This window comes from Microbacterium sp. M1A1_1b, from assembly GCF_053345565.1.
Genome location: NZ_JBKFAJ010000002.1, coordinates 129340 through 139348, shown reverse-complemented (window position 1 = coordinate 139348; position 10009 = coordinate 129340). Strand labels below are relative to the sequence as shown.

General features: G+C 72.2%; 11 protein-coding genes. 4 read left to right on the top strand and 7 right to left on the bottom strand.

The window, feature by feature from the left end; translation table 11 throughout:
- Positions 1-50: 50 nt before the first annotated feature.
- From ACLBWP_RS05275 to ACLBWP_RS05245, 7 genes are all read right to left on the bottom strand, one after another.
- The gene (locus ACLBWP_RS05275) at positions 51-449 is read right to left on the bottom strand and encodes a DUF7882 family protein (RefSeq protein WP_447654367.1); all 399 of its coding nucleotides are present in this window, start codon (positions 447-449) and stop codon (positions 51-53) included.
- Positions 450-545: 96 nt separating this feature from the next.
- Positions 546-1709 carry a hydroxymethylglutaryl-CoA synthase gene (locus ACLBWP_RS05270; RefSeq protein ID WP_447654366.1) on the bottom strand — a complete coding sequence of 388 codons (1164 nt, stop codon included), beginning with the start codon at positions 1707-1709 and terminating at the stop codon, positions 546-548.
- The gene (locus ACLBWP_RS05265; RefSeq protein WP_447654365.1) at positions 1706-2791 is read right to left on the bottom strand and encodes a hydroxymethylglutaryl-CoA reductase; all 1086 of its coding nucleotides are present in this window, start codon (positions 2789-2791) and stop codon (positions 1706-1708) included. The genes ACLBWP_RS05270 and ACLBWP_RS05265 overlap by 4 nt, the downstream gene beginning before the upstream one ends.
- Positions 2784-3866 carry a phosphomevalonate kinase gene (locus ACLBWP_RS05260; protein ID WP_447654364.1) on the bottom strand — a complete coding sequence of 361 codons (1083 nt, stop codon included), beginning with the start codon at positions 3864-3866 and terminating at the stop codon, positions 2784-2786. Before ACLBWP_RS05260 ends, ACLBWP_RS05265 begins: the two co-directional genes overlap by 8 nt.
- The gene (gene mvaD, locus ACLBWP_RS05255; RefSeq protein WP_447654363.1) at positions 3863-4882 is read right to left on the bottom strand and encodes a diphosphomevalonate decarboxylase; all 1020 of its coding nucleotides are present in this window, start codon (positions 4880-4882) and stop codon (positions 3863-3865) included. The genes ACLBWP_RS05260 and mvaD overlap by 4 nt, the downstream gene beginning before the upstream one ends.
- The gene (gene mvk, locus ACLBWP_RS05250) at positions 4882-5859 is read right to left on the bottom strand and encodes a mevalonate kinase (protein WP_447654362.1); all 978 of its coding nucleotides are present in this window, start codon (positions 5857-5859) and stop codon (positions 4882-4884) included. The genes mvaD and mvk overlap by 1 nt, the downstream gene beginning before the upstream one ends.
- Before the next feature lie 91 nt (positions 5860-5950).
- Positions 5951-7201 (bottom strand): MFS transporter, encoded by a 1251-nt coding sequence (locus ACLBWP_RS05245; RefSeq protein WP_447654361.1) that lies wholly within the window; start codon positions 7199-7201, stop codon positions 5951-5953.
- A 47-nt stretch (positions 7202-7248) separates the two neighbouring features.
- On the opposite strand from ACLBWP_RS05245, the gene ACLBWP_RS05240 reads away from it, so the two are divergent.
- The 4 genes from ACLBWP_RS05240 to ACLBWP_RS05225 all read left to right on the top strand — a co-directional run bounded on the left by ACLBWP_RS05240 (position 7249) and on the right by ACLBWP_RS05225 (position 9965).
- A complete protein-coding gene (locus tag ACLBWP_RS05240) occupies positions 7249-7995 on the top strand; it encodes an alpha/beta fold hydrolase (protein ID WP_447654360.1) in 747 nt (248 codons plus the stop codon).
- Positions 7996-8068: 73 nt separating this feature from the next.
- Positions 8069-8524 (top strand): MarR family winged helix-turn-helix transcriptional regulator, encoded by a 456-nt coding sequence (locus ACLBWP_RS05235; protein ID WP_447654358.1) that lies wholly within the window; start codon positions 8069-8071, stop codon positions 8522-8524.
- A 22-nt stretch (positions 8525-8546) separates the two neighbouring features.
- Positions 8547-8969 carry an organic hydroperoxide resistance protein gene (locus tag ACLBWP_RS05230; RefSeq protein WP_243562693.1) on the top strand — a complete coding sequence of 141 codons (423 nt, stop codon included), beginning with the start codon at positions 8547-8549 and terminating at the stop codon, positions 8967-8969.
- A 21-nt stretch (positions 8970-8990) separates the two neighbouring features.
- The gene (locus ACLBWP_RS05225; protein ID WP_243562801.1) at positions 8991-9965 is read left to right on the top strand and encodes a zinc-binding dehydrogenase; all 975 of its coding nucleotides are present in this window, start codon (positions 8991-8993) and stop codon (positions 9963-9965) included.
- Positions 9966-10009: the final 44 nt, after the last annotated feature.

Sequence of the window (10009 nt, the reverse complement as noted above, 5' to 3'; positions counted from 1 at the left end):
GCGATGTGCGTCGATGATGACCACCCGTTGACGCGGGATGGATCGCAGTGCTATGCGTCGTGGTGCCGGGCGTCGTCGCCCTCGTGCAGGTCGTCGGTGCTGCCCGGCGCCACGGCTCGCGACCACGGGGAGTCCTCGCCCACGCTCGTGTCCGACGGTTCGGCGGTCAGCACCAGGCCCGATCCGGACGCTGCCGAGGCGTAGAGCTCCTCGAGCCAGGACCGGTTGATCGACGGCGTGCGGCTGCCGGCGAACTTGAAGTGCAGGCTGACGTCCGGGTGGAGCCAGATGGTCGACCGGCCGTCGCCGTGCAGGGCGTCGTCCTTCCACGAGAACACGAACCGGTGGTCGCGGCGCAGCATGTTCACGATCACGATCTGCAGGTGCGTGAGCGCACGGTCGTCGATGTGCAGGTCGAGCGGTTGTCCGGCGTAGATGAGCTGACCCATGGGTCTGTCTACTCCCTCAGGACGGACGCGGGCGGGGCCGCGTCCGCGCCCGCGCCCGCGGCTGACTGGAGGCCCGACCTGCGTCCGTCCCTCGCGTCACGCCTGGTGCGCGGTCGCCTCGTAGTGCCGGGCGCCGCCCAGCACGCCGGAGAACCGGAACGGGGCCGCCGTCACGCGCGGACGCTCGGTGTCCTCGCTCGTCGCCGCACCCGCGGCGTGCAGCGCGCGGTACTCGGCCACGGACAGCCGCACCCGCGCGTCGAGGTCGGCACGCACCGCGCCGACACGACGGTGCCGCTGGTACTCCGGCCGGACGACCCCGGTGACCAGCTCACCGACGCTGCCCGAGCCGTAGCTGAACATGCCGATCCGCTTGCCGGCCAGGTCGTCGTCCAGGTCGAGCACCGCGGCGAGCGCGATCCAGAGCGACGCGGTGTACGTGTTGCCGAACTGCCGGTTGTAGGTGAAGCCCGTGCGCAGCTCGGACTCGTCGAACTCCGCGCCGACGTGCTGCGTGAGCTTCCGGTGGGCCTTGAGCGCCATCTTCGTGAAGGGCTGGTGGTGCACGAAGCGGTCGATCGTGTCGAACGCCGGGCCGCCCTGCGACGCCAGGTCGTCCCACGCGCCGATGAACGCGTCGACGTACGCGCTGACCGACAACCGGCCGTCGACCAGTGCGGTGGAGCGGTCGTTCGGCCGCCAGAAGTCGTCGACGTCCGCCGTGAACAATCCGGCGACGGGCTCGATCTCGATCAGGTCGGGGTCGGCGCTCACCAGGATGGCCACCGCGCCGGCGCCCTGCGTGGGCTCGGCCGCGGTGTCCACGTCGTACCGGGCGACGTCGGCCGCGATGACGAGCACCCGCTCGCGGGGGTCGCGCGCGATGATGCCGAGTGCGAGCTGCAGTGCCGCGGTGCCGCCGTAGCAGGCCTGCTTCAGCTCGACCGTGCGGACGTTCTGCGGCAGGCCGAGCAGCCCGTGCACGAACACCCCGGCGGCCTTGGACTGGTCGATGCCGGACTCGGTCGCGAACAGGATCGTGCGGATCCCCTGGGCCCCGTGGCGGTCGATGACCTGCTTGGCCGCGGCGGCGCCCATCGTGACGATGTCCTCGTCCGGCGCGGGCACGCTGAACGCGTCCTGTCCGATGCCGACGTGGTACTTGGCCGGGTCGACCCCGAGCTGCACCGCCAGGTCGTCGAGCTCGAGCACGTGGTGCCCGGTCGCGATCGCGATGTCGTGGATGCCGATGCTGGTCATGCTGTGTCGCCGTCCTTCTTCCCGCCGCGTTCCATCGCGACGTGTGCCGCCATGAGTTCGCCGGGGTTCGTCTGCGCGGCGAGCAGGGAGAGCTCACCGCAGAGCACCGTCGCCGCGCAGAGTCCTGCGAGTCGACGGGCGTTCTGTCCGGGTTCACGCTCCTGTCGGCAGCCCAGGCGCGTCAGTGCGTCCTCGACCACGGGCAGGTCGTTGCCCTTGCCGTTGCCGACCGTCCCCACGATCAGGTGCGGGAGCGAGCACGAGAAGTACAGGTCGTCGCCGCGGGCCTCGGCGAACGTGATGCCCTGGGAGCCCTCGACGATGTTCGCTGCGTCCTGCCCGGTGGCCAGGTAGAAGCCCAGCAGCATGTTGGCGTAGTGCGCGTTCGCGGAGCGCAGGGCCCCGGCGATCGTCGATCCGACCAGGTTCTTGGCGGTGTTCAGGTCGACGATGCGCTGGGTCGAGGACTTCAGGAACCGATCGACGACCGCCCCGGGCAGGACGATCTCGGCGATGGTGTTCCGGCCGCGGCCGCGGATCCCGTTCACCGCGGTGGCCTTCTTGTCGGAGCAGAAGTTGCCCGAGATCGACACGTAGGACAGCTCGGGGTGCCAGCCCAGGATCGTCGGCAGCAGCGTGTCCGCAGCCTGCGTGACCATGTTGTGGCCCGAGGCGTCGCCCGTGGTGAACGCGAACCGCAGGAACAGCAGGTCCCCGACGATCTCCGGGTGCACCTCGATGAGCCTCGCGAAGCGGCTCTGTCCCACGACGACCGCTTCGAGCTCGGCCTGGCGTGCCAGGATCTGCCCGGCGGCGATGTGGGCTGCGGCGGCACTGTCGGCACGGACCACGACCGAACGGGTCATGCGCTCGTCGACGACGGTCGCGACGATGCCCCCCTCGACCATGCGGGAGATCCGGGCGCCGCGGCCGACGGACGGCCACAGCGGCGACTCGTACGTCGCCAGGGGAACGGCGTGCTCGCCCTGCACCGCGTTGCCGCTGACCCGCAGCGGACCGACCCAGCGCGTGGGGATGGGCGTCTGGGTGATCGTCTTGTCGACGGTCGTCGTGTCAGTCATCGAGCGGCCCTTCCGGGGGTTGGACGGCGACCGAGAGGTGCCGGATGTCGTGCGCCTCCCACTCGCGGAAGATGCCGGCCGGGTCGAGGTCGGCCGGCACGAGGGCGATGCCGCAGTCGCCGCCGCCGGCGCCGGACGGCTTGGCCGCCCCGCCGGAGCGCTCGACGACGTCGCACAGGGTGGTCAGACGGTCGGTCTCGATCCGCGAGCCGACGGAGTCGCCGAGTCGCTGCATGAGCACGCGGGCACGGCGGAGCGCGTCGAGCGTCTGCTCGGCGTCGCCGGTCTGCAAACCCGTGGTCAGGTCGTCGACACAGGCACGGCTGTCGTCGAGGAACGTCCCGTACCCGCCGTTGCGGTTCCGACGCACGGCGCCCACGAGCTTCGTGGTCGACGCCGGCGACCCGGTCCACCCGACCAGCAGCCGCAGGTCGGTCGGTGCGGGCAGGCGCTCGACGTCGAAGCCGGTCCAGGCGTCGGCGTCGTGCAGGACCTCCGACACCGGGCGGTCGCCGAGTTCACGGACGAGTCGTTCGCGGTCCGGGGCGCTGTAGCGCAGCCAGCCGCCGAACGTACTCGCCGCCAGGTCACCGCCGGACGCCCGGGGGTCGACCCGCACGGTGGCCAGCAGGGCGACCTGGAAGCGCTGTCGCTGCGTCAGGCCGAGCCCGTAGAAGCGGTCGAGGGCGCCGACGGTGGCGACGGTGACGGCCGCCGAGGATCCCAGGCCGAACTTCCGGCCGCTGGCGTCGTCGAGCTGGCTCGCGATGCGCAGGTCGTGGAAGCGCGGTTCGATGCCGAGTTCGGCGCGGAGCTTCTCGACCAGGTCGATGGTCGCCATGACGTAGTCGTACGGGTGGTGCTCGCGGTCGAGCGCCAGGCCGTCCACGGCGCGGGTCCAGGTCAGCGGCAGGTGGCCGTACTCCTCCGAGTGCACGCTGCCGGCACCGTGACCCTCGGTGACGCGGGCCGTGATGGCGCGGTCGAGGGCGATGAGCACCGACGGCTGGCCGGGTTCGACGACGGCGTACTCCCCGGCGACGAACAGCTTGCCGTGGGCGCGGAACTCGATCACTCGGCGGACTCCTTCGGGACGGGGGGCTGATGCTCCTCCGTTCCTTCGGAGCCGACCAGACGGGCGGCAGGCCCGGTGCCGGACTCGATGACGGCGCCCAGGTCGGCGAGCGCTGCGGCGACCCTGGCCCGGTCGTCGGGCTGCACGAGCACGACCACGTTGGGGCCGGCGTCGGCGGTGGCGTAGGCCTCGGTGCCCCCGGCACGCAGGGCGGCGACCGCGTCGAACACGGCGACACTGCGGGCGGTGAGGTAGCGGATCGGCGGGAACGCGCCCTCGATCGTGGCGTGCATGCGCAGGGCGTTGCTCTCGGTCAGCTCGCCGATCCGGGTGAAGTCGCCCGCGGCGCAGGCGGTCAGCATGTCGCCGACGGTCTCGGTGGTCGACGACACCCAGGCCGGGTAGAACGGCGAGGTCGCGATCGTGCGGCGCATGGCCTCGCGCGAGCCGATCGCCTTGGGGCCGTCGTCGATCGTCACCACGACCATCGCCATCGGCGGCGCCGGGATGGTCTCGGCGTACGAGCCCTGGTCGTCACCCGCGTGCCACACCGACACCCCGCCGGGGATCGACCGCGTGGCCGACCCCGAACCGCGGCGTGCCAGGCGGCTCAGGTCGCGCTGGGACAGGTCGAGGCCGTACGCGGCCGACGCGGCGGTGGCCAGGGCAGCGAAGCCCGACGCGCTCGATGCCAGCCCTGCACCGGTCGGCACCGTGTTCGTCGACTCGACGTGGGCGCGGGCGTCGGAACCCGCGAGCTGCCGGACCAGGTCGAGGAAGGCGGTGACGCGGGTGAGCGCACCGTCGTCGACGACGCGACCGTTCAGGGTGAACGTGTCCCGCGCCTCCTGGCCGTCGGTGAGCGAGCCGTCTGCGAGCGTGACCGACGTGGTGGTCGGGAAGACGTCGAGGCCCATCGAGACGCTGCCCGTCGCGGGCAGGGCGAGGTCGGCGTCCGCCTTGCCCCAGTACTTGACGAGGGCGATGTTGGGGTGCGCGACGGCGGTGGCGGTCATCAGGCGCGGTCTCCGATCCGAGTGGTCCAGGTGGCGGCGGCGCCGGCGTCACCGAGTGCGGTGGCGATCCGGTCGGCGTGGGCGCCGTCGGTGGCGAGGGCGAGCAGGCATCCGCCGCGTCCGCCGCCGGTGAGCTTCGCGCCGAGGGCCCCGGCGTTCCGGGCGGCCCCGACCAGGCGGTCGAGGTCCGGACTCGACACGTCGAGCGTCCTGAGCAGCCGGTGTGCGGCGTCCATCGTGGCACCGAGCGCCTGGGCGTCGCCGTCCACGAGCGTCCCCCGGGCCTGCCGCGCCAGGTCGCCGATGTCGGCCAGCACGGCACCGACGGCTCGCGGGTCGCGGGTGTGGTGCTCGCGGACGGCGGCCACGGCCTGACGGGTGTGGCCGGGGACGCCGGTGTCGGCGACGACGAAGACGAACTCGCCGGTCAGCGCGACGGGCTCGATGCTGCCGCCCTCGAACCAGACGGGCACGTCGGACACGACACCGCGGGCGTCGAGCCCCGACGGCCGGCCGTGGGCGATCCGCTCGCACTCCTGGATGAGCTCGTGGTGCGTCTCCGCATCCAGGCGCACCCCGAAGGCGTCGGCGACGGCGGCGGTGACGGCAGCGGCGACCGCGGCGCTCGACCCCATGCCGCGGGCGGTCGGCACGGCGCTGTCGACCCGGACGTGCACGTGCTGGTCCTCGACACCGAGGTACCGCAACGTGGCCGTGACGGCGGTGACCGTCGGCATCACGGCCGCGGGCGCCAGGTCGAGCGGGCCGGTGTGCACGGCCGAGGTCAGTCCGTGACCGGAGCGCTCGGGCGTGGGCGTGACCGTCGCCGTGACCCGGACGTCGTTCACCGGCAGCACGAGTGCGGGTTCGCCGTACACCACGGCGTGCTCGCCGATCAGGATCGTCTTGCCGTGGGACGACGACGATCCGACTCGGGGGGTCGCTGTTCGTGCTTCGGCTGGGTGGTTGCTGGTCATCAGTGGTCAGACCAGCCTAACCGGCTCGCTGCGGGACCGCTCAGCCGCGCCGGTTCCGGCTGTCCGTCGTCACGCCCGACGCTGCTGCCGGTCAGGCTCGACGTGCTCGCCGACGGTCGGCCGTGGCGATCACGAGCGCGACGGCCAGCGCCCCGACGACCAGGGCTGCGCCACCGATCCAGACCGCGGTGCCGACCCCGAGCGCCGCGCCGAGGAGCGCCAGCGTCACACCGTTGCCCGTCCGCAGCCCGCTGCCGAACATGTTGTAGACGCCGACGACCCGTCCGCGCTGCTCGACCGGCGCGCGCAGCTGCACGACCGCCTGCCCGATGGACGTGCTCGCCATGTTCGCGACACCGCCCACGAACAGCACGACGACCGCCACCGCGAAGCTGCCGGTCAGGGCCACCGCCGCCGTGGTCGCGCCGAACAGCACGGTCGTCACGACGACCACGCGGGTGTTCGGCTTCAGGGCGCCGGTGGCCTCGAGCAGGAAGCCGCCGAGCACGCCGCCCGCGCCGTTGGCGAAGAGGAGCACCCCGTAGCCGAGCCCGGCGCTGCCGGCTCCGAGGGCATCCGCGAACGACGGGATCGACACCTGCAGCGATCCGCCGACGCACAGCGCCACCAGGCCCGCCAGCACGATCATCGCGACGAGCACCCGGTCCGAGCCGACGTCGCGGAGGGTCCGGAACCCGTCGACGACGGTCAGCCGCGCACGGTGCACGTACCCACTGCGCGTGTGACCCGTGTACGGCGTCCGGAGCATCAGCAGCGTCATCGGCAGGTAGAACACCACGTTCGCGAAGATGCCCCAGGTCGGCCCGAGCCCGAGCAGCAGCACCGAACCGACGACCGGGCCCGCCAGGATCCCGAGGCTGCGGAAGGTCGCGTTCATGCGCACGGCGCCGGGCAGGTCGGCGGGTTCGGCGAAGTCGTGCAGGAGCAGCTGTTCGGCCGGCGCCCAGAGTGCACCCGCGCAGCCGTGCAACACGAGGAGCACGCACGCCTGCCAGACCTGCAGCGACCCGGTCAGGAACAGCACGCCCCAGCAGACCGACACCAGCATGAACGTGCCCTGCGCGATCTGGATCAGGCGGCGGCAGTCGTACTTCTCGGCGAGCCCGCCGAACCACACCGACAGCAGCAGGAACGGCAACCAGTGGCTGATGACCTCGAAGCCGACCAGGGCCGGCGAGTGGAACTCCTGCCACAGCACCCAGTAGGTGATGACGTGCTCGATGTTGTCGCCCATCATCGCCAGGCCGGCGGTGAACAGGTACGGGCGCGAGTACCGGTCGCGGAGCGCGGCGAACCGACGCGGCGCAGCGGCAGAGGTCATTCCGGCACGGTACCGGTCCGCGACCCCCCGCTCCTAGGCTGGGGGGCGTGTTCTCGCACGGAGTGTCCGACGTCGACGGCCGTCCGGTGGCCTGGCGTCACCGTCCGGGACCGGGTGCTCCGGTGCTGCTGCTGCACGGCGGGCTGGCGGACGGACGCACCTTCGACCCGATGGCGATGCACCTGTCGCCGGACCTGGACCTGTGGACGTTCGACCGCCGCGGGCACGGCCGCACCCCGGACTCCCCCGCGCCGTTCTCGTACGCCGACATGCTCGCCGAGACCGTGACGGTCCTCGGGCGCACCGTCGACACACCCGTGCACCTGGTCGGCCACAGTGACGGTGCCGACCTGGCCCTGCTGCTGGCGGTCACCCACCCGGAGCTGGTGCTGTCGGTGTCGGCGTTCTCGGCGAACCTCGACCCGTCCGGGTACCGGGCCGGCTCGGTGACGGTCGACCAGATGGTGGCGGCGGTCGGGTCGTCGTGGGCCGAGGTGTCTCCCGACCCGCCGGAGCACCTGCCCGTGGTCGTGGCGAAGGTCCTGCACCTCTGGGCCACCGAGCCGACCATGACCGCGGACGACGTCGGACGGATCACGTGCCCGGTGCTCGTCGCGGCGGGCGCGGACGACGTCGTCCTGCCGGAGCACACCGCGGCGATCGCGGCGGCGGTCTCCGGAGCGCAGCTGTCGATCGTCCCGGGCACGTCGCACATGGCGATCACCGAGGACCCGGCGACCTGCGCCGCCCTGGTGACCGCCTGCATCGCCCGCGCGGTCCGTGCCACGGGGTAGCACCACGCCGTGCGGCGGCTGGGAATGCACGAACAAGGTTGTGCACAACTTGGTCGCGTGCAACACTCGTTGCATGCCGGTGACCGACGAGATGGTGTGCTTCTCCCTCTACGCGGCGACCCGTGCCACCACCCAGGCGTACCGCACGATGCTCGAACCCTGGGGCCTGACGTACCCGCAGTACCTGGTCCTGGTGACCCTGTGGGTCGAGGGCGACCAGACCGTGACCAGCCTCGGCGAACACCTGCAGCTCGACTCGGGCACGCTGTCGCCGCTGCTCCGCCGCATGGAGCAGGCCGACCTGGTGCAGCGCGAACGCCGCAGCACCGACGAGCGCGTCGTCACCGTGACCACCGGCGAGCGGGGGCGCGCACTGCGTGCCGAACTCGCCGACATCCCCGGTCGGATCGCCGCCGGCACCGGCCTGCCCGACGTCACCGCGGCCTCCGACCTCATCCGCACCCTGCAACGCCTCACCGAGACGATGCACGCCGCCGCCCACCCGGCAGCGGCCGGCGCGGACCACTGACCTCACGAAGGAAAGGAACCACATGGACGTCCTCTACACCGCAGAGGCCCTCGCCACCGGCGAAGGCCGCAACGGCCACGTGACCACCAGCGACGGCACGGTCGACTTCGACCTCGCCATCCCCAAGGAGATGGGCGGCTCCGGCAACGGCGCCAACCCCGAGCAGCTGTTCGCCGCCGGCTACAGCGCCTGCTTCCACTCCGCGCTGCAGGGCGTCGCCCGCGCGCAGAAGGTCAAGATCACGGACTCCTCCGTCGGCGGCCGCGTGCAGATCGGCCCGAACGGCGACGGTGGCTACCAGCTCGCCGTCATGCTCGAGGTCGTCATCCCCGGCATGGACCACGACCAGGCACAGGCCCTGGCGGACGCGGCACACCAGGTGTGCCCGTACTCGAACGCGACGCGCGGCAACATCGACGTCACGATCACCGTCTCGGAGGACTAGTCCATGAGCATCCCCACCACCATGCGCGCCGTCGTCCACCCGGAGTTCGGCGAGCCCGCCGACGTCCTGACCGTCGAGCAGCGCCCCGTCCCCACGCCCGGCCCCGGCCAGGTGCTGGTCCGCACGGTCCTGTCGCCGATCCACAACCACGACCTGTGGACGATCCGCGGCACCTACGGCTTCAAGCCCGAGCTACCCGCCGCCAGCGGCACCGAGGCACTCGGCGTCGTCGAGGCCCTGGGTGACGGTGTCGACCGCCTGCAGGTCGGCCAGCGCGTCGCCGGTGGCACGTTCGGCGTCTGGGCCGAGTACTACGTCGCCGACGCCGCGGGCCTGGTCCCGGTGCCCGACGCGATGCCCGACGAGGCCGCGTCGCAGCTCGTGTCGATGCCGTTCAGCGCCATCAGCCTGCTGCACTCGCTCGACCTGCACGAGGGCGACTGGATCATCCAGAACGCCGCCAACGGCGCGGTCGGCCGCATGGTCGCGCAGCTCGGCAAGGCCCGCGGCATCAACGTCGTCGGGCTCGTCCGTCGCGCCGAGGGCGTCGAGGAACTGCGCGCCCAGGGCATCGAGCGCATCGTCGCCACCGACGCCCCCGACTGGCAGGACCAGGTCACCGCGATCACCGGTGGCGCCCCGATCATCGCGGGCGTCGAGTCCGTCGGTGGCAAGGCCGCCGGCGACATCGCCTCGGTGATGGGCGAGAACGGCACGCTCGTCGTGTTCGGCGCGATGGCGTCGCCGACGCTCGAGATCCCGTCCGGCAAGGTCATCTTCGGCCAGCTGACCGTCAAGGGCTTCTGGGGCGCCGTGGTCAGCCGCACGATGTCCGCCGAGCTCAAGGGCCAGCTGTTCGGTGAGCTCATCACCCGCGTGCTCGACGGCTCGCTGACGCTCCCCGTGTCGGAGACCTTCGTCTTCGAGGACGCTCGCGACGCCGCTCGCGCCAGCGACACCGCCGGCCGCGTCGGCAAGGTGCTCCTGCGCCCGTAGCGCGACCAGGAGACGGACGGAAGGCCCGGTGCCAGCTGGCACCG

Coding starts and splice junctions, on each gene's coding strand:
- ACLBWP_RS05275 (WP_447654367.1), bottom strand. CDS start 449: ATGGGTCAGCTCATCTACGCCGGACAACCGCTCGACCTGCACATCGAC.
- ACLBWP_RS05270 (WP_447654366.1), bottom strand. CDS start 1,709: ATGACCAGCATCGGCATCCACGACATCGCGATCGCGACCGGGCACCAC.
- ACLBWP_RS05265 (WP_447654365.1), bottom strand. CDS start 2,791: ATGACTGACACGACGACCGTCGACAAGACGATCACCCAGACGCCCATC.
- mvaD (WP_447654363.1), bottom strand. CDS start 4,882: ATGACCGCCACCGCCGTCGCGCACCCCAACATCGCCCTCGTCAAGTAC.
- mvk (WP_447654362.1), bottom strand. CDS start 5,859: ATGACCAGCAACCACCCAGCCGAAGCACGAACAGCGACCCCCCGAGTC.
- ACLBWP_RS05245 (WP_447654361.1), bottom strand. CDS start 7,201: ATGACCTCTGCCGCTGCGCCGCGTCGGTTCGCCGCGCTCCGCGACCGG.
- ACLBWP_RS05235 (WP_447654358.1), top strand. CDS start 8,069: ATGCCGGTGACCGACGAGATGGTGTGCTTCTCCCTCTACGCGGCGACC.
- ACLBWP_RS05230 (WP_243562693.1), top strand. CDS start 8,547: ATGGACGTCCTCTACACCGCAGAGGCCCTCGCCACCGGCGAAGGCCGC.
- ACLBWP_RS05225 (WP_243562801.1), top strand. CDS start 8,991: ATGCGCGCCGTCGTCCACCCGGAGTTCGGCGAGCCCGCCGACGTCCTG.